Genomic DNA, 25,717 nt, shown 5'->3' on the forward strand with positions numbered 1-25,717 from the left:
ACTCCGAAAAGACGCATGACGGCCAGTTCACGCCGCCTCTGGATATCGCAATCCGTCTGATAGCGAGCGATGATGTCAACGCATGTCGCGCAAAAGTGTGCAGCGGTTTTGCGGCAACGACATGCATGAAAACAATAGTCGAAAACCCGTCGCGTGAACCTCTCTTTACACGACGGGCTTTAGTGCGACGAAACAAGCGTTGCCGAGCCTGGCGGCGATAAGAGGCGAACAGTTCATGGCCACATCCAGAGATCCCCTGCTGCAGCCCTTTCAGCTGAAGCACCTGACGCTGAAGAACCGCATCATGTCGACGGCACACGAGCCCGCCTATTCCGAGGAGGGCATGCCGACCGATCGCTATCGGCTCTACCATCTCGAAAAGGCAAAGGGCGGCATCGCGCTCACCATGACTGCGGGGTCGGCGGTGGTTTCTCCCGATTCCCCGCCCGCCTTCGGCAATCTCCACGCCTACAGGGACGAGATCGTCCCGTGGATGAAGAGGCTCGTCGACGACTGTCATGAATACGGCACTGCCGTCATGATCCAGCTTACTCATCTCGGCCGCCGCACCGGCTGGAACAGGGGCGACTGGCTGCCGATCCTGGCGCCTTCGCCCATCCGCGAGCCCGCCCATCGCGCCTTTCCCAAGGAGGCTGAGGATTGGGATATCGAACGCGTTGTCGTCGATTATGCGAGCGCTGCCGAGCGTATGCAGGCGGCCGGTCTCGACGGCATCGAGTTGGAGGCATACGGCCATCTGATGGATGGTTTCTGGTCGCCTGCCACCAACCATCGCGACGATGCATTCGGAGGCTCGCTGGAGAACCGCATGCGCTTCTCGATGCTGGTCATAGAAGCGGTCCGCAAGACTGTCGGCCCTGATTTCATCGTCGGCATCCGCATGGTGGCGGACGAGGACTGGCAGAAGGGGCTTTCTCGCGAGGAGGGAATGGAGATTGCGCGACGTCTGGCGGCTTCGGGAAAAATAGACTTCCTGAACATCATCCGCGGCCATATCGACCACGATGCGGCTTTGAACAATGTCATCCCCATCCAGGGCATGGCCTCCGCACCGCATCTCGATTTTGCTGGCGAGGTCCGGGCCGCGACCAAATTTCCGGTTTTCCATGCGGCGCGCATCGCCGACGTGGCGACCGCGCGTCACGCCATTGCGGAAGGTAAGCTCGACATGGTCGGCATGACGCGCGCTCATATCGCCGATCCGCATATCGTCAGCAAGATCATGGCGGGGGAGGAATCCCGCATCCGTCCCTGCGTCGGCGCCACCTACTGTCTGGATCGGATATATGAGGGGGGCGAGGCGCTCTGTATTCACAATGCGGCGACCGGTCGGGAGACCGAGATGCCGCACAGGATCGCGAAGGCGGAAAGATCGCTGAAAGCGGTCGTGGTCGGCGCCGGACCGGCTGGATTGGAGGCTGCCCGCGTGCTCGCTGAACGCGGCCACACGGTCGACATTCTGGAGGCAACAAGCAAGGCGGGGGGCCAGATCAATCTTCTCGTCCGCAATCCGCGACGCAAGGAGATGATCGGCGTCGTCGACTGGCGACTGGCGGAACTCGAGCGCCTTGGCGTCTCCATCCACTACGATGTCTTTGCAGGCGGCGACGACGTCCTCGCCTTCGATCCTGATCTGGTCGTGGTGGCGACAGGTGGTATTGCGCAATTGCCGGAGCTCGAAGGTGGCGAGCATCTCGTGACCTCGAGCTGGGATATCCTTGCCGGCGCCGTAAGGCCCGACGGGCCGGTTCTGCTATTTGATGACAATGGCGGCCACCAGGGCATGTCGGCAGCGGAAGTCATCGCCGACGCCGGCGTCGATCTGGAGGTCGTATCGCCGGAACGCTTCTTCGCACCGGAGATGGGCGGCATGAACCACGTCCCTTATGCGAAAGCCTTCGCAGAGAAGAATGTACGGGTCACGATCAACACGCGGCTCAAATCCGTCCGGCGCGACGGTAACAGTCTCGTTGCCGTTCTCGGTTCGGATTTTGCTGACAGCGTGACTTGCGAACGGCGTGTGGCGCAGGTCGTGGCGGAACATGGCACGACTGCCAATGCCGATCTCTATTTCGAATTGAAGCCGCTCTCACGCAATCTTGGCGCCGTCGACTATGCCGCGCTCATTGCCCGCAACGATCCCCTCCCGTCAAGGAATCCTGAGGGGCGCTTCGATCTGATCCGCATAGGCGATGCGATCGCAAGCCGCAATGTGCACGCGGCGATTTACGATGCACTCAGATACTGTTCCTTGCTCTGAGCAATTCCGGGAAAAAGTGGGAAACGGCCTTACGCTTCTGTGAAAGCTGAAGCGAGCTTGAAAAAAGAGGGCGTTCCGAAGAACGCCATCCCTCATTACTCGTATTTTGCATTGCCAAGTTACTTGTTGGTCGTCGATCCTGTTGCGGTGGAGTCCGTTGGCGTTGTGCCGGCAGCCGGAGCCCGTTCAGACGCCTGCATTTGCAGCGTCTTGAATTCCGGCGCAGCCTTCAGGGATTCCGCCGTTTCGGAGGTCGTCAGCTTGACACTGCCATCCTGAGTGTTCTGGGCAACGGTTATTTTTTCGAATGGAACGGCGACATTCTTCTCACCGATACCAAGGAAACCACCGACGCCGACTATGGCAGCAACGATGCCGCCTTCCTTCTTCATGATCAGGTCGTTGATGCTACCGATGCTCTCGTTATTGGCGTTGTAAACCCCCTGGCCGATGAAGGTATTGGCGCTGATCTGATCCGGTGCCTGCTCGGTCAGATAGGTGCCACCCCCCTCTGCCGTCTCGGTGGACGGAGCAGGGGCCGGAGCCTGTGCGTTGGTGTCAGGCGCCATTGGAGCGGCCGGCGGCGTTGCGGGCGTCGACTGCGCCGGCTCATTGTTACCGGCGGGCGGCGGAGTTGCGGTCTGTGAAAACGCTGCGGGTGCCAGAGCGGTTGCAAACAGGGCGCCTGCGGCAACAGTGGTCAGAAACATGCGTGTCATTTCGAACCTACCTTTCATTCAGATTGGCTGATGTAGCTCGGATCGACGCCTATTCTCTGCGGCATCCATCACCGTGCCGGTTCGAAAGAGAAATGAAACAGGAAAGATTTGGTTCCGCTTGAAGTAAGGGAAAAGTTTCAGCTTCTGCGGAAATTTTTCCTGAAATCCGTCACTGAAAATCACCGAATACTTGCAAGTAAATCGTGTTCCCCGATCTGCCGTTCCTCATGAGAGTCGCAAAAATCCTTGCCGGACCCAAGAGCGGGATGCCGAAAAGTGTGTGCGGTTTTCAGGCGCCATCCCGCTACTGACTTTTTGATTGAGAGACGATTCATTCAGGGTCGATTCGACCTGAAATCGTCCGGCTCTAAGTGTTTCAGCTTTTTATTGGAAGCGCAGAACCGTCCCAACTTTTTGTTTTTACACAATTCCGGACGGAGACCGCATCGCACTTTTCCTGAAACCGCTCTAGCTCTCCCACCATCTGAGCACCCGCATCGCCCGGAGGGTCACCCACCGAGAGGGCTTGCCCAGCCCTGCGTCGACCTCGAACCACACCCGCCCTGTAGGGCTCCAGTCGAGAGGCCAGGTGCCGTCCTCCAAGCGTCTGGAACGGACGTGCTCGACCGCCTCGCCTAGTCGTGGATCGGGATCGGCGCCGGTAAGCATCGCGGAGAAACGGAAATAGTCGAGCGCGCGCAAAACGTCGTAGTGCCAACGGTTGGGATGCAGGAAGGACAGAAATCGCGCGTCGGCCGGCTCCCCCGAGCTAAAACGGCGAAAGAGGTTGCGCCTTAGAAGATACTCCTCGCCCGACTTGCGCGCCTCCTGGGATTCGGGCGTGCCGCCGGTGGCTCGCTCGTACTCCAGCAATCCTTCCAGCACGTTGATCGTGCTGGCGAATGACGAGCGGACCGAGCCGTTGACCCTCTCACAATTCCAGCCGCCGTCCTCGAGGCGCTGACTGACAAGCCTGTCGACAATGGGCGAGACGTCAACTCCGAAATAGGCGCCGTCGGCAACGGTCCGGCCGTTGATGCACTCCTCGACTTCGCCCTCCCAGTAAGGCTGGCTGCCCTCATCCCAACGGGAATTGGCGCCGATTAATTCGACAGTTCGCTTGGCCCGGTCCGACGCGGGATCGAGACCAAACTCCCGGAGCTGCGTCAACGAAAAGGTCGTGGCCGTCCACGGCTGACCACGTTCCGACCACTCGCGGGGATCGAAATTGCTTGGGAGAAAGGCGCCACCTGCCCATTGCCCGTCCTCGTCCTGGTAAGAGAGGAGTCTCGCTCCCCAGCCTTCGGTCTCCACTTTGGCCCGCTCCGCCATCCACTCCGGCTCCGGGACATCGAGCAGGTCGCGCATCACCTGCCACCGGATCGATGGGTCGGAGTCGAGAAGCCATTCGATCACCGAGCCAGGGTCAGTCATGGGCAAACCTAGAGCCTGAAAGGCGGATCGAAGATACCCTTGACGGTAACGCCAAGTTCCAGCAGCGCGCCTGCCTGAGGTTGCGTTGAACGAGCCTCCTCGTCGAGACCTTCCCAGGCGGTGGTCACCACCAGCCGGTCCGCATTGGCGCCGACGAAGGCCGGGCAGGAGGGCTGCATCGCCGGCACCTTGTGGCGGGCGATGCGCAGCCCATCGGGGTTGTAGCGGTCTACGAAGCCCGCGCCCCAGCGGGCATTCCAGATGTAGCCGTCAGCGTCGCAGACGGAACCGTCGATGCCGCCCGGATCTTCGGTGCTGTCTACGAGGACGATCGGTTCTCCCGCCGGAAGTCCGGTCTGGGGATCGACCATGACCCGCATGAGCCGGTTGACGCGCGTGTCCGTGAAATAACCGGTTGTGCCATCGGGCGAAAAGCAGATGGAATTTGGAATGGTGATGCCGCTGAAAATCTTGGTGACCTTGCCGTTTGCGACGTGATAGATCGCGCCCGCCTGCAATTCCGCACGCTTACTCATGGTGCTGATCCAGAGCGAGCCGGAGGGATGCGTGCGCCCGTCGTTGGAACGGTTCTCCGGTTTGTCGTTTTCCAGTGCGGCGTAGAAGGTGAGGTTGCCGCTTGCGATGTCGCGGACGAACAGCCCTTCCTCCGTTGCCAGCAATTGTCGGTCGGCGTCCACGTGAGCCAGCACGCTGGCCATCATCGGCAGCGTATGGGTCGTGTTTCGTCCTGTGGAAAGGTCGAGCTCGTGCAACTCCTTTCCCAGAATATTGAACCACCACACAGTGTCTGTCGCGGGATCATAGCTCGGACCTTCGCCAAGAACGGACTCGGTATCGCAAAGGATCTTGCCCTCGAATTCGTAAACTTCGGTCATTCCCTCACGCTCCTATCGCTGCATCATAGGCGTAAATGGTGGCCTTGGCGCGCCCGGCAACATCCTCTGCCGACATTCCTGGCTTATAGAGGCTGCTCCCCAATCCGAAGGCAAGAATTCCGGCCTTGGTGTAGTCGGCAAAGTTCGTGTCGGAAACGCCACCCACCGCGGCCACGATCAGGTCTGGCGGCAGGATGGCGCGTATGGCGGTAATGCCGGATGGACCGAGCACGCTTGCGGGGAAGAATTTGAGTCCTGTGGCGCCGGCACGTGCGGCGGTCAAAGCTTCAGTCGGCGTAAAGACGCCGGGCATCGTTACCATGCCCTTGTCGCGGGCGCGGACGATGACATCCGGCTCGACATTGGGCGTGACCAGTAGCCTGCCGCCGGCAGAGTCCAGGCGATCGACGTCCTCGACTGTCAGCACGGTGCCTGCTCCGATCAAGCAGTCGGCCGGTGCCATTTTCGCTGCAATTTCTATGGAGCGAAAGGGATCGGGCGAGTTCAGCGGGATTTCGATCGCCGTCAGGCCACCCTCGATCAGCACGCCGACCACGGCCTCTGTCTCTTCCGGCTTGATGCCACGGAGGATGGCGATAAGGGGACGCTTCATCGGCGGAAAGGGAACACGTGTCATGGGGGCTGCTTTCTCAGTTCAGCCAGATGGCTTTTGCCGCAGCCGCAAGGCCGCGACGCACAGCGGCATCGGCGTCGATCGTGGTGAAGGGAAGGGAAAGGGCGTAAAAGGCGGATTCGTAGAGGGTCTGAAGCCGACCGGATGCGACAAGCGTGATCGCCGCATCCTTGCCGGCGGCCGAAAGTGCGCCGGCGATCTCCAGTCCGATCAGTGTTCCCGATATTCGAGCCTGGGCACCGGCAGTCGAAAGGCCGTGCAGGAGTTGGCCGGACCTCGCCGTGAACAGCAGGTTCGACGCCATGGCTGGTCGCTCGAAGGCCACGGCGACCGCTTTTTCGAACGCGGTATCATCCGCCGGCACCTCGTTCGCGCCAGTGACCGCATGGGAGAGAATTGTGTGCCGTGTAATGACTTCGAAAAGCTCGCCGGTCATGAAGGTCGAAAATCCGGTCACCATTTCGTCAAGGACCCGCACCCATTTCGAATGCGTTCCCGGCATGCAGACGATCCGTTCGCCGGCCGTATGCCGTGGATCGAGTGCGCCGAGAAGCTGCGTTTCTTCGCCGCGGATGACGTCGGGCATATCCGGGTCGCGTTGCGCAAGGCCAGGAAGAATACGGGAATCGTGTGGCTGGCTCGGCACGGAAACGGCACCCGAGAGGATTGAGGAAAGCGGGGCGGGAACGTCGATATAGCCCGCCTCGACCCAGCCCTGCCGCGCACCGGCCATGCCGCAAACGATGATGGGAAGGCTGTCGGGTGCCTGAACTGCGTCGAGATGCGACTGCAGCACCTCGGCAAAGCCCGCCTTCGCCGCCGCCGTCATGCCCTCACCGCTGCGCCGTTCGGCAAGGACGTTGCCGTCCATACCGACGAGCCAGAGCCGGAAACTGCTCGTGCCCCAATCCACGGCGACATAAGCGGGTTTTTCCATCAGAGAACGCCTCCATCGATGATCATTGATTGTGCCGTCATCGCCGCAGCGCAATCGGATGCTAGGAATAGACAGGGACCGACCAGAGCTTCTGCGTGCAGGACATGCTTCAGGCACTGACGGTCGATCATCCGGGCGATAGTTTCGTCGGTAAGCCAGAACTTCAACTGCCGCTCGGTGACGATCATCCCGGGAAGGATGCAGTTGACCCTTATATTTTCCGGTCCAAGCCGTCCCGCCAGGCTCTTGGTCAGCCCGATAATGCCCGCCTTGGCCGCCGCATAAGCCGGAAGATCCGGCATGTTCAGCATGAACGCAATTGATGACATGTTGACGATGGCGCCGCCACCGGCCGCCCGCATCGAAGGAATAACGGCCTGCGTGACAAAGAATACATGTCTCAGATTGGTCGCCTGGTTGTTGTCCCAGTATTCCGCGCTGACCTCTGCCAGATCATGCCGGTCGTCCCAGCCTGCATTGTTGACCAGCACCTGGATCGACCCCAGCTCCTCCACAATCCCGGAGACAGCTGCGCGGATGGCGTCGACATCACGCAAGTCGGCGCGCCGGAAAAGAACGGGATAAGGTGTTTCAGCTGAAAGCCTTTTGACAAGGGCACGGCTCTCCGCCTCCGCAATATCGATGAATGCGACCTTCGCTCCTTGTCGCGCAAAACCCTCGACCAAGGCAGCTCCGATTCCGGAACCACCGCCGGTTACTAGAACGACTCGGTTCTCTAGGTCTGGAAAACGTGCAGTCGTCTGCATGGTTTTCATCCCTCCCGATGAACTTCAACGCGCTGTAGGAATTCCAATATATGGAACTTAATTCGACTAAATGGAATTATCATTTTACCTTCTGGTCATTGTCAAGCCGAAAGGAGCATCCGGTGACTTTACGGGAGGACACCCGACAGGAAGAGGGCAAAGACACCGGCACGCTCGGCAAACTGATGGCCGTGCTCGAATTGGTGGCGCAGGCCGATGGCCCTATGCGCTTTACCGATATTCTGGCGAGAACGGTTCAGCCTCGCGGGACGCTACACCGGCAGCTCGGCCATCTCGTCGAAGAGGGATTGCTGGAATTGGATAGCCAGGCGCGATACATGCCCGGCCTGCGGCTCCTCGCGCTTGCGTCGCGGACATGGGCGCGCAATGAATTGCGCAGCGTTGCCGAACCGCATCTCCGCCTCCTTCATGATTCGACCGGCGAGACTGTGCATCTCGCCGTTCTGCGCGGCACTGAAATCGTCTATCTCGACAAGGTCGAAGGGCGGCAATCGGTTCGAATGTATTCGGAGATCGGCAACGCCTCGCCGCTCTACTGCACCGGCGTCGGCAAGGCCGTTCTTTCCGCTCTCGACCACCAAAACCTCAGTTCCATTCTTGAAAGCCTTGAGTTGAAGATTTTCACTGCGAATACCCACAGGTCAGTTGAAACGCTATTGGCCGATCTCCATGAAATTCGGACACGGGGATACGCCTTCGATCTCGAGGAACATGAGGCTGGAATTCGCTGCGTTGCGGCTCCGGTGTCAGCCCCTGACCTGTCCTTCATCGCCGGAATTTCCGTCACGGGGCCGGCCTATCGAGTCTCGTTCGAAAAGCTTACCGAATGGGCCGATGCGGTGCGACACGCTGCGGAAAATATGGTGCATGATATGCGTGCGCGTCTCGGGCCGCGGCGCTGAACTTTGTTATCAAACGTTTCGCAGTTTCCTAAAAATAATCAACTATTGATTTTAATTTTCATTATTCCAGGCGCTGGACCAGATTTGATGAGCATGCTTATCATGATTATGTATATTCGAAAGATGAGGGTGGTTCATCTTTGACGAGCCATTTATGGCTCGTGGCCAGGAAATGTCGGGTCTGGCTGGTCGGTGCGGTCGCGGCGAGGTTCGAACTTGGCTGTTTGCGTCGGCGCGTCAGGGTGGTCACCGGTGATAAGATGAGCGGCACTCCCTCACCTCCGTTCTTATAGACCCTGAGCGGGGCATTTCGCCCTTTGCTCGGAAATAAAGAAGTAGAGCTATGGCATTATCAGAACAGCAATTGGCGAAAGCTGATCGGGTCGGCGAATACGTCGCGGAAATATCGAGCCTCAAGACGCAGTTCGATATCTTCCGATTCATGAAGCGTCTCACAGAGGCTTTCCGCTGCCGCGCTTTCATGGTCATGAATCTGCCTCCGATCACCTCTTTTGATCTGCAGAGCAATTCGATCATCACCAGTTGGCCGGCGGAACTTCTGGCAGCCTACGACCACGAGGGACTGCTGCTGAACAGCCCCGTCCTGCGCCGCCTGAGGAATTCCACTCTGCCGTTTTTTTACGATACGTCACAGAACCATGCTGAACGTGACGATGGCAAGACGCCGATCATCATTTCTCTCTTCGATCGATTCAGGATGCCGCGCTGTACCTTTTTCCCCGCCCATGATGCGGCCGGTACACGCGGCGCTGTTTCTCTGGCGGGCGACCGTGAGCGCTTCACGTCAGAGGAGATGAAGGAACTGGCCTATGTCGCCATTCATGTTTTCGATCGATTGGCGGAAATTCGCAATATGGACGTCCGCATCACCGATTCGCTGACAGACAGGGAAATCGATTGCCTGAACTGGACGGCCGCTGGCAAGACGAGCGCCGAAATCGCCGACATTCTCAGCCTCTCCGAACATACGGTCAATCACTACCTGAACCGCGCGACAAAGAAGCTTGACACCGTAAACCGCACTCAAGCCGTCGCCAAGGCGTTGCGGATCGGGCTGATAAAATAGCCACATCAGATATGGGCATTCTGTGCGAAAAATATGCGCACGCGGCTCGGTTGCTCAAGAGTTGAGCGATGGTCTTTCGGACAGAGGGCCAAAATATCTGATGCTTGCTGTAAATGATTGAAAATAAAAAATTTTTATCGATGAATAGATTTTGGCATGCTTTCTGCATCGTAAAGGCACAGAGGTCCAGAGGGGACTTTGACAAGCGCTGGAAAAAGCGCTGCGCATAGGCCGCCATCGATACTGTGCCGTGCTTCCCCGGCAGCCGATACCGATGGCGGCCATTGCATTTTCGCCACGTTGCGAAAATCCTCGCTGTCATAGCGGGCGGTTTTCGCCATTTTACTCTGTACGTTTTTTCATCCTGCTCTAAGTCGGCGAGGTCGGTGGGTTTCGAGGAGACCGTTGCGGCGGCCAGGGTGATAAACCCGGCGGACCTGGTGGCCGCAACGGAGCCCGGTAAACAGGCTTAGCTCACCGAATACTGTTTTCGATTGGCGAAGGCGTTTTCCTCCACTATCTAAGTTTCTGATGCATGTCGCGCAAAAGAGTGTCTGGCGGTTTTGCGGCGACGACACGCATGAAAGCAATGCAGTGCAATTCCGAAAATCGGCACCGATTTCGGAAGAATTTGGCGCGTATTCGAAATGTTACTGTGGCCTTCGCTCTCGATGGGAAGCAGTAGAGGCATAATGAGGCTGACATGACCGACATTACCAAGGAACGGGTTCTGGAAACGCTGAGGACGGTGCGCGGTCCCGATCTCGAACACAATATCGTCGAACTCGGCATGGTCTCGGATGTCTTCATTTCCGATGGCAAGGTCTATTTCTCGATCACCGTCCCGGCCGAGCGCGCCAAGGAGCTGGAGCCGCTGCGTCTCGCCGCCGAGCGCGTAATCAAGGAGATGCCGGGTGTGAAGGGTGCCCTGGTCGCGCTGACCGCCGACAAGAAGACGGCGACGGGCGCCGCACCGGCGTCCCGTCCTGCGGCGCCCGCGCATACCCACGCCCATGGACCGCAGCAGCCGACGCGACCGGGCAAAATCGGCGTTCCCGGCATTACGTCGATCATAGCGGTCGCTTCCGGCAAGGGGGGTGTGGGCAAATCCACGACGGCCGTCAATCTTGCCCTGGGCCTGCTTGCGAACGGCCTGCGGGTCGGCATTCTCGATGCCGATATCTATGGTCCGTCCATGCAGCGTCTCCTGAAGATTTCAGGCCGTCCGACGCAGGTGGAGAACCGCGTTATCAATCCCATGGAGAATTACGGGCTCAAGGTCATGTCCATGGGGTTCCTGGTGGACGAGGAAACCGCGATGATTTGGCGCGGGCCGATGGTCCAGTCGGCGCTTATGCAGATGCTGCGCGAAGTCGCCTGGGGCGAACTGGATATTCTGGTCGTCGACATGCCGCCTGGGACCGGCGATGCCCAGCTTACCATGGCGCAGCAGGTGCCCCTTGCAGGAGCGGTGATTGTTTCGACCCCACAGGATCTTGCCTTGATCGACGCCCGCAAGGGTCTCAACATGTTCCGCAAGGTGGAAGTGCCTGTTCTGGGGATTGTCGAGAATATGAGCTACTTCGTCGCTCCCGATACCGGAGCGCGCTATGATATCTTCGGCCACGGCGGCGCCCGACGGGAAGCCGAACGCATTGGAATTCCGTTCCTTGGCGAAGTGCCGTTGACAATGAATATTCGCGAAACCTCCGATGCGGGAACCCCGGTCGTGGTCTCCGACCCTGACGGAATGGCTGCCGGCATCTACAAAGACATCGCCGCCAAGGTCTGGGCTCAGTTGAGCGGCACGCCGCAGCGCGCAGCCCCCGCCATCGTCTTCGAATGAAGGCTGGCCGATCCGCCAAAAAAGAGGGAAAAATGCGATGAAAAGGCGCATTGGCCGTAAGCTCTCTTGATTATTTCACCGCTTTGCGTCATATGCCCCGCCGGCGCCATGATGGTGCCGATGCAGGATGATAACGGCTACCCGCCTTACGATCGATTGGCTTGCCCGGATATTTGCAGTTGTCTTGCCGGCGGAAGAACGATGACGTCGAAGCGGCAGAGCATGAGACGCGCATATTCGCCTGTTGGCAGGATGCGGCCGGAGTTGAATGGACCTTTTTTATCTGCAATCGTCGAGGTTGCAATCTCGCAGCATCGCCGCCGGGCTGACTGAGCCCGAAGTTCGCGCTATGGTCGTCCGCAAGATGGCCGCTGCATCATGGGAAAGGCTTACCATGAAAGACGGGTTCCGGGAGACGCGCATGGAGCGGTGGAGAGCGGCCAGGTGATCACCGCCTATCGCTCGAACTGCAAATCGATGGACGTGACCGATCTTCCTCCGACCGAGGGCATTCCGGGGGACGTGATCTGGATCGATATGGTCGAGCCCACGCGGGCGGAGGAGGCCTATGTCGAAAAGCTTCTGGGCGTGGAAGTGCCGACGCGCGAAGATCTGAAGGATATCGAACCTTCGAGCCGTCTCTATATAGAAAACAACACGGTTTTCATGACGGCATCGCTGGTATGGAAAGTGGAAACGGAAAGCCCGACATTGACGGATGTCGCCTTCATCCTGTCGGCAAACCGGCTCGTGACGATCCGTTACGCGCAACCGAAATCTTTTGCTCTTTTCATCGGGGCACTCCAAAGGCTTCCCGAGGAATGGCGCAGCGGCACGGCACTGCTCGTCAAGCTGCTGGAAACCATCGCGGACCGCACCGCCGAAATTCTTGAGCAAGCCGTCGCGCGCATCGATATCCTGTCGATGCATGTCTTTGGCGACAGGGCCAGGAAAGTCCGGCGCCCTTCCAACTATCTCGAAGAAAAGCTCAAGGACATTGCGGGGCACCATCGCCTGGTCAGCAAGGTACGTGACAGTCTCGGATCGCTTTCCAGGATGTTGACCTTTCTTTATACGATCCCCGCAGTGCAGCAGGATCGGGAAGCGAAAGAGTTGTGCCGCAGCGTCTCCCGCGACATCCAGTCGCTGTCCGAGCATGCCTCGTTCATCGCGGCCAACATCACCTTTCTCCTTGATGCGTCGCTCGGTCTCATCAATATCGAGCAGAACTCCATCATCAAGATCTTCTCGATCGCTTCCGTCGTGTTCCTGCCGCCGACTCTGGTTGCATCCATCTATGGCATGAATTTCGAATTCATGCCGGAATTGCACTGGGCTCCCGGCTATCCCCTATCGCTGGGACTGATGGTCGTGTCCGCCGTCGTCCCATTTTTATTTTTCCGCTGGAAAGGCTGGCTCTGAAAGCCTGTTGGTGCTTTATGGCAGAAGAAACTTATCATCTCAGAGAGCGCGACCTGAGCCCGCGCAAGCTCTTCTATCTGGCGCTCGGCTCGATCGGCGTCGTTTACGGTGATATCGGCACAAGCCCGCTCTACGCGTTCCGCGCGGCCCTGAAGCCGGTTGCCCATGACGGCCTGACGCGGTTCGAAGTCATCAGCCTCATTTCCCTGATGATCTGGGCGCTGACCATCATCGTTACCATCAAATATGTCCTGTTCCTGCTTCGCGCGGACAACGACGGCGAAGGCGGGACGCTCTCGCTTCTCGCCCTTTTGATGAAAACGGCGAACGGTCATACGGCGATCCTGATGCTTGCGGGGCTGTTGGGTGCGGCACTGTTTCTTGGCGATGCGATGATCACGCCGGCGCTCTCCGTGCTGTCGGCAGTCGAAGGCCTCAAGCTCGTGACGCCGACACTTTCGGACTATATCGTGCCGATTTCGGTGGCGATCCTCGCATTGCTTTTCGTGGTCCAGTCCCATGGCACCGGCGCCGTCGCGCGATTCTTCGGACCGATCACCGCGCTTTGGTTCATCGTCATGGCGGCTGCGGGCATCTCGCATATTTCCGATGATTTCGGCATCCTCGCAGCCTTCAATCCCTGGTACGCGATCACGTTCCTGCTCCACGAGGGTTTCTACGGCGTTGTGGTTTTGGGCGCTGTTTTTCTGACCGTCACCGGTGCCGAAGCGCTCTATGCCGATCTCGGTCATTTCGGTCGCCGTCCCATCCAGTGGGCGTGGTTCATGCTCGTCTTTCCGGCGCTTACGCTGAACTATCTGGGACAGGGCGCTCTCGTCCTCGGCAACCCCGCGGCAATGTCCGATCCCTTTTATCTGATGTATCCGCAGTGGGCGCTGTTGCCCGTCGTCATTCTCGCAACGGCCGCGACGATCATTGCCAGCCAGGCGGTCATCACCGGCGCATTCTCGCTGGTGCGCCAGGGCATCCATCTCGGCTTCCTGCCGCGCATGGAAATCCTGTTCACCTCCGAGACCAATACGGGTCAGATATTCCTGCCGTCGGTGAATGCGGTCCTATTCTTCGGCGTGATCTTCCTCGTGCTGGGCTTTAAATCTTCGGATGCGCTCGCGACCGCCTACGGCATATCGGTGACCGGCGCCATGGTGGTCACGTCGATCATGGCTTTCGAATTCGTCCGGGTGCGTTGGAACTGGTCGCTGCCGGTGGCGCTGATTGCGCTGCTGCCGCTGCTTGCCCTCGAATTCATCTTCCTCGGCGCCAATCTTCTGAAGATTCACGACGGCGGCTATATTCCGGTCATGATTGCCACGGTCTTCACCGTCATCATGTGGACCTGGCGCCGCGGCACGGCAATTCTGATGGAAAAGACGCGGCATACCGACATCCCGCTGACGTCCTTCGTCAGTTCCATCGAACGAAAGAGCGAACATTCGCCGGCGTCCGTTCCCGGCACGGCGATCTTTCTCACCAGTGATCCGGACTCTGCACCAGCAGCTCTGCTGCACAATCTGAAGCACAATCACGTTCTGCACGACAAGAACGTCATCCTGACGATCCGCACGATCAACAAGCCGCGTGTCGGGCATGAGGATCGCTATTCGGTCGGCAAGGTTTCCGAACGCTTTACCCGCGTCGAATTGCGCTTTGGCTTCATGGAGTCGCAGAACGTCTCGCAGGCCCTGGCAGCGTTGCGCAAATCGGGTCTGAAGTTCGACATCATGTCGACCTCCTTCTATCTCGGCCGCCGCAAGCTCGTTCCGGATGCCAAATCCGGCATGCCCTATTGGCAGGACAGGCTCTATATAGCGCTCGCAAATGCCGCGACCGATCCTTCCGATTATTTCCGTCTGCCCGCGAACCGCGTGGTTGAACTCGGCTCGCATGTGGTCATCTAGAGCAATTCCAGGAAAAGTGCGAAGCGGTTTTCCGTCCGGAATTGCGTAAAAGCAAAAAATTAGAGCGGTTCTGCGTTTCCATGAAAAGCTGAAACGCTCCAGATAACCCCGAAAATCGGCATCGATTTTCAGAAAGAGTATTGCAAGGCCCGGCCGATCCGTCGGGCCCTTCATTTCAGCGCAAGGCAAATTCTTCCCGGTCAATCATGGGACGCCCTGTTAACCAAGCATCAAGGTTAATGGGACATTGTTTCCGCTCATGTTCCGAGTGTTTCCGAGCGTCCCTGTGGAGTCCGGCGTTGCGTCGTAAGAGTCGTTTCAGTAGCAAGTTCAGTCTTCTGCCTCAAAACTGGATTTCTCCCGCCGTTTTCGGCGTCTGCGGCTGGCTTGCATTTCCCTCGATCGCTGCACATGCCGACCTTGCCGCTCTGCTTGCCGGGCTGGACCGCGGCGGCGAGAGCTGGCGCATGGTGCTGACGAATTCCCCGGCCGGATCGGTTCATCAGGCCGAGCTTACCTTTGCAGATCCGATGGCCACGGGCGCGATCGCCGATGGCGGCATGGTGTTGCCCGACGGCCGCAAGGTGGCATTCCTCGACAAGGACAAGGGGCGTGATGGGGCGCTTCCCGATGAGGACCGCGTCACGCGAAGCCTGAAGAAGGGCCGTGTCGTTGCCGTCGCTCCGGTGCAGCCGCCGAAGGATTTTTCTGCCGGATCGATTCTCAGACGCACCCAATTGCTGTTCAAGCCGGTCCTCGATCTCAAGGACAAATCGGCATTCGTGAAGCCGAAGATCCAGGGCAAGGAGATCGAAATTGCGACGGTCTTCTACAAGAAGCGTCCACCGAAGCCGGACAACAGCGTCCCGGCCATATTGGCCGGTCTCGTCACGAACCAGACGGCCGATGTGCTGGCGACCGCCTATGCGCCTCCCGCGCCGGACTATGCCCGGGTATCCCCCTTCGATTCGATCTTGAACAAGGACCAGGATAATGCCGGACGGTTCATTCCGCAGATCGGCCCGCAGGACCACGCTTGGGCGGCCACGGCACTACCGGCTGAAGTCTTTTCGCCGCAGGAGCAGCAATGTCTTGCCTCTGGCATCTATTTCGAAGCGCGCGGAGAATCGGTGAAAGGGCAGGCGGCCGTCGCACAGGTCATTCTCAATCGCGTGCGAAATCCTGCCTACCCGAAGACAATCTGCGGCGTCGTCTATCAGAACGAGGACTGGCGCAATCGCTGTCAGTTCTCCTTCGCCTGCGACAATATTCGTGACCGGGTCAATTCGCAGTATCACTGGAAGATCGCGCGCGAGGTTGCCATGGCCGTGACGGCGGGCAAGATCTGGCTGCCCGAGGTGGGATCTGCGACGCACTACCACGCCGGCTATGTCCGTCCGAGCTGGGCACGGACGATGGAAAAGGTCGGCCGGATCGGCTTGCATATCTTCTATCGCACCTATGGCGGCGGCTGGAGTTAAGCCTGTTTTCGACTGGCTTCCGGCCGACCCGTCCCTCTTGAGGAGCGGTCACGCACCAAATCAGCCGCAAGATCGGTCGCAGCCGGATGGATTCTTTTCAGCTATTTTGCCCGGCCTGTCGGATTTTGCCGTAAGTCCATGATTTGTTTCAGCTAAATTATGGCTGGACATCAACGGGCTACGCCTTGACTATACTTCCCCCGAAAACTATGTTGCGCGCGACTTCAAAACGGGCCGGAAGGTGTCAAAGCCTTGACGTTCGTTGCCACAAATCCGGGGGTAGCGGGATCGCGGGCAGCGAAAGGCGAGGAAAATGCCATGACGGATGACCGAGACGAAAGTCTGGATAAGCGCCGGGAGCGACTGGGGGCAGAGCTCGCAACCAAACGCATCGAGGCGGGAGAGGACGAGGCTAAGGAAGCCCATGCCGAGGAGAGCCGTAAAGGCTATGCCCAGGCAATGAAGCTTTCCAGCGAGTTCATTTCCGCGATCGTCGTCGGTGCAATCCTGGGCTATCTTTTCGACCGTTTTGTTGGCACGGCGCCGTGGGGCTTGGTTGTCCTTCTGCTTCTTGGGTTCTGTGCCGGTGTATTGAATGTGCTTCGTTCCGCGGGGATGGTGTCGACCCCACATCCGATGGATCGCAAGGACGAGAAGAAATGAACGGGAATCCGGCGTCTTGAAGGCCGCCCTTCCCAGGTAATGACCTCCGCTGCAGGGCGGCCAAACGAAAGAGAACAAGCGGTGTCTAACGATCCGACTCATCAGTTCCTGATCCAGAAGATTGTGCCGATCGAAGTCGGCGGGATTGATTTCTCGTTCACCAACGCCTCGCTCTTCATGGTCGCCTCGGCTGCCATTGCCTCCGGCTTCCTCTATTTCGCGACCTCGAACCGCGGTCTCATTCCGGGCCGCGGCCAGTCGGTCGCCGAGATGTCCTATGAATTCATCGCCTCGATGCTGAAGGAAGGGGCGGGAAGCAAAGGCATGAAGTTCTTCCCGCTGGTCTTCTCCCTGTTCATGTTCGTCCTGACGGCGAATCTTCTCGGGATGTTTCCCTATTTCTTTACGGTGACGAGCCAGATCATCGTAACGTTCGCGCTGGCCATTCTCGTCATCGGAACCGTGCTGATCTACGGCTTCTACAAGCACGGTTTCGGCTTCCTCAATCTGTTCGTGCCGCACGGCGTTCCGGGCTTGCTTCTGCCGCTGGTGGTGGCGATCGAAATCATCTCCTTCCTGTCCCGGCCGATTTCGCTCTCCGTCCGACTTTTCGCCAACATGCTCGCCGGTCACATCACGCTAAAAGTGTTCGCGGGCTTCGTCGCCTCGCTCGGAGCGCTTGGTGCGCTCGGTGTCGGAGGCGCGGTACTTCCTCTCATCATGACGGTCGCCCTGACCGGTCTCGAGTTCCTGGTCGCTTTCCTCCAGGCATACGTCTTTGCGGTTCTGACATGCATGTACCTCAACGACGCGATCCATCCCGGTGGCCACTAGGATACCGACATTGACGCGTTCGCGTCAGTCATTTGCCGCAACAACCATTTCAAAGGAGTTCAACATGGACGCGGAAGCAGCAAAGTTCATCGGTGCAGGTCTGGCTTGCCTTGGTATGGCCGGTACGGCTCTCGGCCTCGGCAACATCTTCGGCAGCTACCTGTCCGGCGCTCTGCGCAATCCGTCTGCCGCCGACGGCCAGTTCGGCCGCCTGGTATTCGGCTTCGCCGTTACGGAAGCTCTGGGCATCTTCTCGCTGCTCATCGCTCTCCTCCTCCTCTTCGCCGTCTAATTCTGGTGGCTTGAGGGATCACGGCTTGCGGACAGCGGGCCGTGATCTTTTGCGTTTGCAATACACCTGGAGGTGAGCATGTTGTTTGTGACCCCGGCCCACGCTGAAGAAGCCCCGGCGGGAACTGCGGAAACTGGCACGAGCAGCGGTACGGACGCCCACGGCGCGCCGGCAGCCGGTGAGGTGCATACGGAAACCGGCGTGCCCGAAGGGGGACATGCGACCGGCATTTTTCCGCCTTTCGACCAGACGACGTACGCATCACAGCTTCTCTGGCTGGCAATCACCTTCGGCGTTTTCTATATCGTTATGCAGAAGGTTATCGTGCCGCGTATCGGCGGCATTCTTGAGCATCGGCATGGCCGTATCGCTCATGATCTCAATGAAGCCGGCCGTCTGAAAGCGGAAGCCGATGCCGCCGTCGAGACCTATGAGAGCGAACTCGCCGAAGCGCGCTCCAAGGCCAATGCCATCGGCGCCGTCGCGCGTGAAAAGGCCAAGGTCAAGGCCGAGGCAGACCGCGCTGCAATCGAGGCGAGCCTTGCGGAAAAGCTGAAGGCTGCCGAAAGCCGCATCGCCGAAATAAAGACAAAGGCATTCGCCGATGTCGGTGCCATCGCCGAGGAAACGGCGTCCGCCGTCGTCGAGCAGCTGATCGGCGGCAGTGCCGCCCAGACCGAAGTCGCAGCTGCCGTTGCGGCGGTCAAGCAGGAGGTTTGATCGATGGAATTTGCATTTGACGCAACTTTCTTCGCGCTCGTCGGCCTCGTACTGTTCCTGGCCCTGATCGTCTATCTCAAGGTTCCGGGCATGATGGCGAAGTCGCTCGACGACCGCGCCGACCAGATCCGCAACGAACTGGCGGAAGCCAAGCGCCTGCGCGAAGAGGCCCAGCATCTCCTGGCCGAATACGAGCGCAAGCGCAAGGAAGCCGAGGCCGAGGCCGCCCAGATCGTGGCCGTGGCCGAGCGCGAGGCGGAGATGTTGACCGCCGAAGCGAAGAAGAAGACGGAAGAGTTCGTCGCCAACCGTACGGCGCTCTCCGAGCAGAAGATCAAGCAGGCTGAAAGCGATGCGATGAAGGCGGTACGTTCCGCTGCTGTTGATATGGCAATCGCCGCCGCCGAAAGCGTGATCGCCAAGAAGGCTGACGCAAAGGTGCAGTCGGAGCTGTTTAACAAAGCCGTCGGCGAAGTGAAGACGCGGTTGAACTGAGCCTAGAGCAACTCCAGGAAAAGTGCGAAGCGGTTTTCCTGGAATTGCGTCAGAAACAAAAGCTGAAGCAAGAAATCGAAAGGTCGGGCATGTCCCGGCCTTTTTCTTTTCAAAGTGGACTCTCGATTAATGTATGTCGCGAAAAAGTGTGTAGCAGTTTTGCGGCGACGACGTGCATGAAAGCAATAGTCTAAAGCCTGTCGCGTGGATCTCTCTTCACGCGACAGGCTTCAGTCGATGAGTCCGACGTCGGGCTCGATCTCCTGGTCGTCGTCCTCGCCTCTGCGCAACGGCTTGAAGCTCATTCTGTGCAGCGAGCAGGGGCCGTGGCGGTCGATGCCGGCGCGATGGACAGCCGTGCCGTAGCCGACATGGCTGGCGAAGCCATAGGAAGGAAAAACGCTGTCGGCGCGCACCATCATCCGGTCGCGTGTCACCTTGGCGACAATGGAAGCAGCGGCGATCGAAACCGAACGGGAATCGCCCTTCACGACCGCCTTGCCGGGACAGGTGAGTCCCGGAGGTACGTCGAGGCCATCGGTCAGCACGTAACTCGCCGGAACAGCGAGACTGCAGATCGCCCGCCGCATGGCATCGAGGCTCGCCTTGCGGATATCGGTCCCGTCGATACGGCTGGAACTGGAGGAGGCGATGGCAACCGTTGCGGTCGCAAGAATTTCGATGAACAACTCTTCGCGGCGCTGCGCGGAAAGCAGCTTGGAATCGTTGAGACCCTCAGGGATGCGGTCAGGGTCGAGAATGACGGCGGCGGCCACGACAGGGCCCGCGAGCGGTCCCCGCCCGGCCTCGTCAGCGCCTGCGACAGGCCAATGCCCGGCCTTTCTTGCCGCAAGCTCGAGGCGGAAATCCGGTACGGGTGGAGCCTCTTCGAAAAGCAGAGGAGAATCGGGTGGCGTGCGACGTTTCATGCGGCAGAAACTGACACGCCAACCCGATCTCCTGCAAGCCCCCGGTTTTAGGGCGGCAGCCGGGGACTTCTCGGCGGAGGGAGGACAGGGTGGCCGTCCGCCGGATATGAATTCTTAGAGCCGGATGATTTCAGGTCGAATCGACCTGAAATCTGAATCCGCCTTAACTCAAAAATTGGAGCGGGATGTCGGCCGAAAATCGCACACACTTTTCGGCATCCCTGCTCTAAAGCAGCGACAATTGCACACCGCTGCCGTCAGGCGGCACGAAGAGATCGTCGCGAAGCTGGATGCCGCGCCTCGTCATGCCGAGCCGCTTCACGGCAAGCTCGAACCGGCGGCTGATCTGCCAAGCATAGGGCCCGGCTCCCTTCATGCGTTTGCCGAACTCGGCATCGTAATCCTTGCCGCCGCGCATGGAGCGCACCAGCGACATCACGTGGCGATAGCGGTCAGGATAGTTTTGCAGAAGCCAGTCGCGAAACAGCGGGCTTACCTCCAGCGGCAGGCGCAGGATGACATAGCTCGCCTCGCTCGCCCCGGCTGCCTTCCCCGCATCGAGGACCCGTTCGATCTCGTGATCGTTGAGCGCAGGAATTACAGGCGCCACCATGATCGCCGTCGGTATTCCCGCCTCGGCGAGCACGCGAATTGCCTCGATCCGACGTGTAGGCGTCGATGCGCGCGGTTCCATCGTGCGGGCAAGCTTGCGGTCGAGCGTCGTCACCGATATGCCGACGCGCACGAGGTTCTTGCCCGCGAGTTCCGCCAGGATATCGAGGTCTCGAATGATCATGGCCGATTTCGTCACGATCGATACTGGATGGTTCGCCTTGTTCAGTACTTCGAGGATCTGGCGCATGATCCGCCATTCCTTCTCGATCGGCTGATAAGGATCGGTATTGGTGCCGATGGCAATCACCCGCGGCTTATAGCCGGGCTTTGCCAGTTCACGTTCGAGCAACTTTGCCGAATCCGGCTTGGCAAAGAGTTTGGATTCAAAGTCGAGGCCGGCCGAAAGTCCCATGTAAGCGTGCGTCGGACGGGCGAAGCAATAGATGCAGCCGTGTTCACAGCCGCGATAAGGATTGATCGAGCGATCGAAGGAAATGTCCGGCGACGTGTTGCGGGTGATCGCAGTCCGCGGTTTTTCCACCTGCACCTCGGTCTTGAACGGGGGCAGTTCCTCAAACGTCTGCCAGCCATCGTCGAAAACCTCGCGTCGCAAGGGTTCGAAACGGCCGCTAGGATTGAGGCCGGCCCCGCGCCCGCGGCGCCGATCCACTTCGATCCTGAGGCCCGAGGCCTTGATCATCGCATCGGCAATATCTGCCGTGTTGGCAGGCGCGAATGCGGCCTGCCCTGCAAGGGACTGCTCGTTCATCGGTAAAACTCCTGGGCGGAGGCTGTTGCGGCCGCCTCAGCCTTGATTAAATTCCTATCTCGAAAATGAGAACATTGCAAGAACAAAATATGGAATCTGGTTGCTGGCAATAGTTTGTGCGCCGCATTATAAATGGGCAATGTTGACAGTTATTCTCGAATGCCAGGATCAAGAATCCGAACTGGCGCAGACATTATCGGCGCTGGTCGCAGGGGCGGTCGAAGGCCTGGTAAGCGATGTTGTCGTGCTGGATCACGGCTCGCGCGACGGTAGCTCGCGTGTGGCGGATGCGGCCGGCTGCCGCTTTTATTCCCAATGGGACATCAAGGATATCGTGCGCGCTGCACGCGGCGAATGGCTGCTGCTGGTGGAGCCGGGTGCAAGACCGCAGAAGGGTTGGATCGACGAAATCGCCGAATACGTCGCGCTGAATAAGGTGCCCGCGCGCTTTTCCGCATCACGCAATTACCGACGTCCGTTTTTTAAGCGAATCGGTCGATCCTTGCCGCCGCTGGAGCTCGGACTCCTGGTCCCGAAGAGGCTGGCCGTCGCAACCGCCAAAACCGGTATGCCGCTCCACGAATTTGCCAAGGGGCAGAAGATCAGCCAGCTATCGAGCGAATTGATCCCTTCCTGGGTCGCCCGGGCGGCGAGATAGGTTTTAAAGTGATTCCAGGAAGAGTGCAGAGCGGTTCTGCGTCTCCATAAAGCTGACCCGCTCTATCGCGAGGTACCGCCCCGTTTCAGGTGCTCATTGAGACGCGGCATGATCTCCACGAAATTGCACGGCATGTGGCGGTAGTCGAGCTGTGCCTTCAGAATGCCGTCCCAGGCATCCTTGCAGGCGCCGGGGGAACCTGGCAGCACGAAGATGAAGGTCGCGTTTGCGACGCCGCCCGTGGCACGTGACTGTATGGTCGAGGTACCGATCTTGTCGTAGGAGATACGATGGAACACTTCGGAAAAGCCGTCCATGCGCTTTTCGAAAAGCGGCTCCAGAGCCTCGGGCGTCACGTCGCGTCCGGTAAAGCCGGTGCCGCCGGTAGTGATCACGACGTCGATATCCGCATCGAGTGTCCAGGTCCTCACCTGATCGCGGATCCTTTCCGCGTCATCGGGGACAATGGCGCGCGCGACCAGCCTGTGCCCCGCTTCGGTCAGCCGTGAGACAAGCGTATCACCGGATTTGTCATTATCGGCTGTGCGCGTATCGGATACCGTGAGGACGGCGATGCCGACCGGAATGAAGGGCCGTTGCTCGTCCAAGCCTGCCATCATGCGACTCCCGTAACGGTTTTGACTGCCTTGAAATACCAGTCTGGCCGCGCCCCGTGAAGCGCGGCTGCGGCTCGGGCCGCTTCTTGCATGTCGTAAAACAGCCCGAAACAGGTGGCACCTGATCCCGACATGCGCGCCAGCAGCGCGCCTTCGGCCATAAGCATATCGGAAAGCGTGCCGATGTCTTCGATAAGCATGCGCGCCGGCGCTTCCAGATCATTCCTGAGGGTCTTGATGATCGAGATCCAGGCTGCGATGTCCCTGGGACGCTCCAGGATCGCAAGCGGTGGATTGTTCTTGCGCTCCAGCCTGCGGAAAACCTCCGGCGTCGAGATTTCGATCAGCGGATTGCCCAGCACCAGGGCGAAGGAGGGCATCGCTGGAACCGGCAGGATCTCCTCGCCGATGCCGCGTGCGATCAGAGGCCGGCTTTCCAGGCACATAGGAACGTCGGCGCCGAGCCGGACGGCAAGCGAGGCCAGCGTCTGGTGAGGCAGTTCCGCTTTCCACACCTTTAGCAATCCGCGTAGGGTGGCTGCCGCGTCCGCCGATCCCCCGCCGATGCCGGATGCGATCGGCAGGTTCTTTTCGAGATGGATATGGACCGGCGCGGCCGTCTGCCCCGCAGCGACCACCGCGTCCCGCAAGAGATCACGCGCTTTGACCACAAGGTTTCCGTCACCGACGGACAGGCGTGAGGCAAAACGTCCCGACAGACTCAATCCATCGTCGCCAGACGCTGAAAAGCCGAGACGATCGCCGTGTTCGGCGAAGGTGACCAGCATATCCAGCAGATGATAACCATCAGCCCTCCGGCCCGTCACATGCAGGGCCAGATTAATCTTTGCGAAGGCGTTTTCGGTAACGGCGAAATCGCCCGGCATGCCGGATTGTGGCATGGCTCGTCAGGATTTCCTGTCCGCAGGAGGAGGGACAACAGGCGCCGGATCCGGCTGCTTCTTGTCCGCTGCCCTGGCGTCATTGTCGACCGCGGGCAGGCCGTTGGCGATCTTGTCCTTGAGCTTCGGGATTTCCGTTTCCTCTGGATTGGCGGCAAGGGCGCGATTCCATTGATAGGCCGCTTCCAGTTTGCGTCCAACCCGCCAGTAGGCATCTCCGAGGTGATCATTGATCGTCGCGTCGCCAGCCTTGAGCTGTGCCGCCTTTTCAAGCTCGTTGACCGCGTCGTCAAAACGGTTGAGCCGATAATAGGCCCAGCCGAGCGAATCCACGATGTAACCGTCGTCCGGCCGCAGGTCGACCGCCTTGCGGATCATATCCAGCCCCTCGTCGAGATTCCGGTTCATGTCGACCCAGGAATAGCCAAGATAGTTCAGTACCTGCGGCTGGTCTGGGTTGAGCTCCAGCGCCTTTCGGAAATTCGGCTCGGCCTGATCCCATTTCTTCAGCCGTTCATAGGCAATGCCGCGCTGGAAAAAGATGGACCAGTTTCCAGCAGTCGGAAGCGGTCCGATGATCTCGACGGCCTTATCGTAATTGGTGGCCATCGCCGCGTAATCCTTGGCGTCCGAGAGCACGCTGCCGTATGCGAGATAGCTGCGGATGTCGTTGGGATCGGATGCGATGAGTTCCTGCAGATGCTTCTTCGCATCGTCCACCTTACCGCTCTGGGCAAGGGCGAGGCCGAGCTGCAGCTCGGAGATGCGGCGCATCGGCGAGTCCTTCGGAACCTGCTGATAGAAGGAGATGGCGCGGTCCGTCTGTCCCTGCCGTTCGGCGATGCCGCCGAGCAGGACGAGCGTATCGGCGCTTTCCGGCGCAAGCGCATAGGCAGTCTGCAGATAGAGTGAGACGATGTCTTCCGCGCCGTCACGATTGAGCGCGCTGCCGATGGAGAACAGCACGGCGGCTGCGCCCTGGGCGGCATTCGTCACCTGTTGCGGCGGCTTCTCGCCACGCGAGATGCTGTCGCGCAATGCATTCAGCGGCGCATAATTGTTGATGAGGTTATCGCCGACGGAAATCGCGTCGAGCGCCTTCTGCTTGTTGCCCTGCTGTGCTTCGAGGCGGGCAAGTGCCATCACGGAGCGCATGAAGGTGTCGGGCGCCGTTGCCCCGCCTTCTTTGTCCAGCACCGCGTCGTTAAGGTGCTTGCGCGCGGCATTGACGTCGCCGTTCAGAATGGCGATCGCACCAGCGTGATAGTTCTGGAAGATGCGGAACCAGTCCGGTCCCTTCATCTTCTCGACCATGGTCAGGGCGTCCTTGCCCTTGCCGGAACCGGCTCGCGCCCAGGCAAGCAGAAGGTCATTCATCATCCGGTCGAGATCATTCGGCCCGGTATAGTTCAGGAGCGTGGCAGCACTCTTGTATTCATGCCGACGGATGGCATCCATGGCGCGCACGACCGTCGTGATGCGCTCGACGGAAGGGTCGCCCTTGAGATCATTGGCATACCTCACGCCTTCCTTGATATTGCCGCTGAGCAGCAGCGAGATCATCAGGCGCTGGCGAATTTCCGCATTTCCGGGTTCGATCAGCAAGGCCTTCTTGTAGAGCGCGATCGCAGTATCGTAATCGTGATCGACATCTGCTGTGCGCGCAGCCAGGAACGCACCCGCAAAGGTGGTAACGCTATCCGGATCGAACTTTTCCGCCTTGGGGGCATCGGCCGTTGCAGTTTCCGCAGCATATGATGTGCCGAGCGCGGATAAGGTAAGAACTGCCGCCAGAGCCGCGCTTGAAAGAAGACGGATGGCAAGTGTCTGCCGCATTAGAAAACCTTTCTTCGAAGGCCGCAGGGTCTCCCCTCGGC

The 25,717-nt window shown here is 59.2% G+C and carries 24 protein-coding genes; 13 read left to right on the forward strand and 11 right to left on the reverse strand.

The genetic code is table 11. The features are described from left to right. Positions 1-235 precede the first annotated feature (235 nt). Positions 236-2,281 carry an FAD-dependent oxidoreductase gene (locus AAE029_RS18460; RefSeq protein ID WP_371074324.1) on the forward strand — a complete coding sequence of 682 codons (2,046 nt, stop codon included), beginning with the start codon at positions 236-238 and terminating at the stop codon, positions 2,279-2,281. 119 nt (positions 2,282-2,400) lie between these two features. Here the strand turns inward: AAE029_RS18460 and AAE029_RS18465 are convergent, their stop codons facing one another. The 6 genes from AAE029_RS18465 to AAE029_RS18490 form a co-directional block, all read right to left on the reverse strand. Continuing rightward, positions 2,401-3,000: a PRC-barrel domain-containing protein gene (locus AAE029_RS18465; protein ID WP_371074325.1), complete on the reverse strand. Its 600-nt coding sequence runs from the start codon at positions 2,998-3,000 to the stop codon at positions 2,401-2,403. 468 nt (positions 3,001-3,468) lie between these two features. Next, positions 3,469-4,434: a squalene cyclase gene (locus AAE029_RS18470; protein ID WP_371074326.1), complete on the reverse strand. Its 966-nt coding sequence runs from the start codon at positions 4,432-4,434 to the stop codon at positions 3,469-3,471. Positions 4,435-4,442: 8 nt separating this feature from the next. Continuing rightward, positions 4,443-5,330 (reverse strand): SMP-30/gluconolactonase/LRE family protein, encoded by an 888-nt coding sequence (locus AAE029_RS18475; RefSeq protein ID WP_371074327.1) that lies wholly within the window; start codon positions 5,328-5,330, stop codon positions 4,443-4,445. Positions 5,331-5,334: 4 nt separating this feature from the next. Then, positions 5,335-5,967, reverse strand: coding sequence for a 2-dehydro-3-deoxy-6-phosphogalactonate aldolase (locus tag AAE029_RS18480; RefSeq protein ID WP_371074328.1), 633 nt, complete (start codon positions 5,965-5,967; stop codon positions 5,335-5,337). A 13-nt stretch (positions 5,968-5,980) separates the two neighbouring features. After that, a complete protein-coding gene (locus tag AAE029_RS18485) occupies positions 5,981-6,901 on the reverse strand; it encodes a 2-dehydro-3-deoxygalactonokinase (RefSeq protein ID WP_371074329.1) in 921 nt (306 codons plus the stop codon). After that, positions 6,901-7,668 carry an SDR family NAD(P)-dependent oxidoreductase gene (locus AAE029_RS18490; protein ID WP_371074330.1) on the reverse strand — a complete coding sequence of 256 codons (768 nt, stop codon included), beginning with the start codon at positions 7,666-7,668 and terminating at the stop codon, positions 6,901-6,903. The genes AAE029_RS18485 and AAE029_RS18490 overlap by 1 nt, the downstream gene beginning before the upstream one ends. A gap of 185 nt (positions 7,669-7,853) precedes the next feature. Here AAE029_RS18490 and AAE029_RS18495 point away from each other — a divergent pair, with 185 nt between their 5' ends. From AAE029_RS18495 to AAE029_RS18545, 11 genes are all read left to right on the forward strand, one after another. After that, positions 7,854-8,591, forward strand: a complete 738-nt coding sequence (locus AAE029_RS18495; RefSeq protein ID WP_371074459.1) for an IclR family transcriptional regulator — start codon at positions 7,854-7,856, stop codon at positions 8,589-8,591. A gap of 343 nt (positions 8,592-8,934) precedes the next feature. Continuing rightward, complete coding sequence (locus AAE029_RS18500; protein WP_371074331.1) at positions 8,935-9,678, forward strand: LuxR family transcriptional regulator; 744 nt, start codon at positions 8,935-8,937, stop codon at positions 9,676-9,678. A gap of 703 nt (positions 9,679-10,381) precedes the next feature. Next, entirely contained in the window at positions 10,382-11,524 is a 1,143-nt protein-coding gene (locus AAE029_RS18505) for an Mrp/NBP35 family ATP-binding protein (protein ID WP_371074332.1), read from the forward strand. A 444-nt stretch (positions 11,525-11,968) separates the two neighbouring features. After that, positions 11,969-12,946, forward strand: coding sequence for a magnesium transporter CorA family protein (locus AAE029_RS18510; protein WP_371074460.1), 978 nt, complete (start codon positions 11,969-11,971; stop codon positions 12,944-12,946). Between the two features lie 17 nt (positions 12,947-12,963). Continuing rightward, entirely contained in the window at positions 12,964-14,865 is a 1,902-nt protein-coding gene (locus tag AAE029_RS18515) for a potassium transporter Kup (RefSeq protein ID WP_371074333.1), read from the forward strand. 299 nt (positions 14,866-15,164) lie between these two features. Continuing rightward, on the forward strand, positions 15,165-16,346 hold the full coding sequence (locus tag AAE029_RS18520; protein ID WP_371074334.1) for a cell wall hydrolase: 1,182 nt from the start codon (positions 15,165-15,167) through the stop codon (positions 16,344-16,346). 318 nt (positions 16,347-16,664) lie between these two features. Further along, complete coding sequence (locus AAE029_RS18525) at positions 16,665-17,009, forward strand: AtpZ/AtpI family protein (protein ID WP_371074335.1); 345 nt, start codon at positions 16,665-16,667, stop codon at positions 17,007-17,009. 81 nt (positions 17,010-17,090) lie between these two features. Continuing rightward, positions 17,091-17,843: a F0F1 ATP synthase subunit A gene (locus AAE029_RS18530; RefSeq protein ID WP_371074336.1), complete on the forward strand. Its 753-nt coding sequence runs from the start codon at positions 17,091-17,093 to the stop codon at positions 17,841-17,843. Between the two features lie 64 nt (positions 17,844-17,907). Next, a complete protein-coding gene (locus AAE029_RS18535; protein WP_371074337.1) occupies positions 17,908-18,135 on the forward strand; it encodes a F0F1 ATP synthase subunit C in 228 nt (75 codons plus the stop codon). Positions 18,136-18,213: 78 nt separating this feature from the next. Then, entirely contained in the window at positions 18,214-18,855 is a 642-nt protein-coding gene (locus AAE029_RS18540; RefSeq protein ID WP_371074338.1) for a F0F1 ATP synthase subunit B, read from the forward strand. A 3-nt stretch (positions 18,856-18,858) separates the two neighbouring features. Then, positions 18,859-19,350 (forward strand): F0F1 ATP synthase subunit B, encoded by a 492-nt coding sequence (locus AAE029_RS18545; RefSeq protein ID WP_371074339.1) that lies wholly within the window; start codon positions 18,859-18,861, stop codon positions 19,348-19,350. Positions 19,351-19,580: 230 nt separating this feature from the next. Here the strand turns inward: AAE029_RS18545 and AAE029_RS18550 are convergent, their stop codons facing one another. Both AAE029_RS18550 and AAE029_RS18555 read right to left on the reverse strand, forming a co-directional pair. Further along, positions 19,581-20,279 carry a ribonuclease HII gene (locus tag AAE029_RS18550; RefSeq protein ID WP_371074340.1) on the reverse strand — a complete coding sequence of 233 codons (699 nt, stop codon included), beginning with the start codon at positions 20,277-20,279 and terminating at the stop codon, positions 19,581-19,583. A 226-nt stretch (positions 20,280-20,505) separates the two neighbouring features. Then, positions 20,506-21,663 carry a PA0069 family radical SAM protein gene (locus AAE029_RS18555; protein WP_371074341.1) on the reverse strand — a complete coding sequence of 386 codons (1,158 nt, stop codon included), beginning with the start codon at positions 21,661-21,663 and terminating at the stop codon, positions 20,506-20,508. Positions 21,664-21,802: 139 nt separating this feature from the next. Between AAE029_RS18555 and AAE029_RS18560 the strand changes: the two genes are divergently transcribed. Continuing rightward, positions 21,803-22,321: a glycosyl transferase gene (locus AAE029_RS18560; protein WP_371074342.1), complete on the forward strand. Its 519-nt coding sequence runs from the start codon at positions 21,803-21,805 to the stop codon at positions 22,319-22,321. Between the two features lie 62 nt (positions 22,322-22,383). Here the strand turns inward: AAE029_RS18560 and moaB are convergent, their stop codons facing one another. From moaB to AAE029_RS18575, 3 genes are read right to left on the reverse strand one after another with little or no spacing between them, the layout of a single operon-like run. After that, on the reverse strand, positions 22,384-22,938 hold the full coding sequence (moaB, locus tag AAE029_RS18565) for a molybdenum cofactor biosynthesis protein B (RefSeq protein WP_371074461.1): 555 nt from the start codon (positions 22,936-22,938) through the stop codon (positions 22,384-22,386). After that, positions 22,938-23,840 (reverse strand): 4-(cytidine 5'-diphospho)-2-C-methyl-D-erythritol kinase, encoded by a 903-nt coding sequence (locus tag AAE029_RS18570; RefSeq protein WP_371074343.1) that lies wholly within the window; start codon positions 23,838-23,840, stop codon positions 22,938-22,940. Before AAE029_RS18570 ends, moaB begins: the two co-directional genes overlap by 1 nt. Before the next feature lie 6 nt (positions 23,841-23,846). Then, on the reverse strand, positions 23,847-25,676 hold the full coding sequence (locus tag AAE029_RS18575) for a tetratricopeptide repeat protein (protein ID WP_371074344.1): 1,830 nt from the start codon (positions 25,674-25,676) through the stop codon (positions 23,847-23,849). Positions 25,677-25,717 lie beyond the last annotated feature (41 nt).

It is taken from the genome of Sinorhizobium sp. CB7, assembly GCF_041357635.1.
Lineage (GTDB): Bacteria > Pseudomonadota > Alphaproteobacteria > Rhizobiales > Rhizobiaceae > Rhizobium.

Coding starts and splice junctions, on each gene's coding strand:
- AAE029_RS18460 (WP_371074324.1), top strand. CDS start 236: ATGGCCACATCCAGAGATCCCCTGCTGCAGCCCTTTCAGCTGAAGCAC.
- AAE029_RS18465 (WP_371074325.1), bottom strand. CDS start 3,000: ATGACACGCATGTTTCTGACCACTGTTGCCGCAGGCGCCCTGTTTGCA.
- AAE029_RS18470 (WP_371074326.1), bottom strand. CDS start 4,434: ATGACTGACCCTGGCTCGGTGATCGAATGGCTTCTCGACTCCGACCCA.
- AAE029_RS18475 (WP_371074327.1), bottom strand. CDS start 5,330: ATGACCGAAGTTTACGAATTCGAGGGCAAGATCCTTTGCGATACCGAG.
- AAE029_RS18480 (WP_371074328.1), bottom strand. CDS start 5,967: ATGACACGTGTTCCCTTTCCGCCGATGAAGCGTCCCCTTATCGCCATC.
- AAE029_RS18485 (WP_371074329.1), bottom strand. CDS start 6,901: ATGGAAAAACCCGCTTATGTCGCCGTGGATTGGGGCACGAGCAGTTTC.
- AAE029_RS18490 (WP_371074330.1), bottom strand. CDS start 7,668: ATGCAGACGACTGCACGTTTTCCAGACCTAGAGAACCGAGTCGTTCTA.
- AAE029_RS18495 (WP_371074459.1), top strand. CDS start 7,854: ATGGCCGTGCTCGAATTGGTGGCGCAGGCCGATGGCCCTATGCGCTTT.
- AAE029_RS18500 (WP_371074331.1), top strand. CDS start 8,935: ATGGCATTATCAGAACAGCAATTGGCGAAAGCTGATCGGGTCGGCGAA.
- AAE029_RS18505 (WP_371074332.1), top strand. CDS start 10,382: ATGACCGACATTACCAAGGAACGGGTTCTGGAAACGCTGAGGACGGTG.
- AAE029_RS18515 (WP_371074333.1), top strand. CDS start 12,964: ATGGCAGAAGAAACTTATCATCTCAGAGAGCGCGACCTGAGCCCGCGC.
- AAE029_RS18525 (WP_371074335.1), top strand. CDS start 16,665: ATGACGGATGACCGAGACGAAAGTCTGGATAAGCGCCGGGAGCGACTG.
- AAE029_RS18535 (WP_371074337.1), top strand. CDS start 17,908: ATGGACGCGGAAGCAGCAAAGTTCATCGGTGCAGGTCTGGCTTGCCTT.
- AAE029_RS18540 (WP_371074338.1), top strand. CDS start 18,214: ATGTTGTTTGTGACCCCGGCCCACGCTGAAGAAGCCCCGGCGGGAACT.
- AAE029_RS18545 (WP_371074339.1), top strand. CDS start 18,859: ATGGAATTTGCATTTGACGCAACTTTCTTCGCGCTCGTCGGCCTCGTA.
- AAE029_RS18550 (WP_371074340.1), bottom strand. CDS start 20,279: ATGAAACGTCGCACGCCACCCGATTCTCCTCTGCTTTTCGAAGAGGCT.
- AAE029_RS18555 (WP_371074341.1), bottom strand. CDS start 21,663: ATGAACGAGCAGTCCCTTGCAGGGCAGGCCGCATTCGCGCCTGCCAAC.
- AAE029_RS18560 (WP_371074342.1), top strand. CDS start 21,803: ATGTTGACAGTTATTCTCGAATGCCAGGATCAAGAATCCGAACTGGCG.
- moaB (WP_371074461.1), bottom strand. CDS start 22,938: ATGGCAGGCTTGGACGAGCAACGGCCCTTCATTCCGGTCGGCATCGCC.
- AAE029_RS18570 (WP_371074343.1), bottom strand. CDS start 23,840: ATGCCACAATCCGGCATGCCGGGCGATTTCGCCGTTACCGAAAACGCC.
- AAE029_RS18575 (WP_371074344.1), bottom strand. CDS start 25,676: ATGCGGCAGACACTTGCCATCCGTCTTCTTTCAAGCGCGGCTCTGGCG.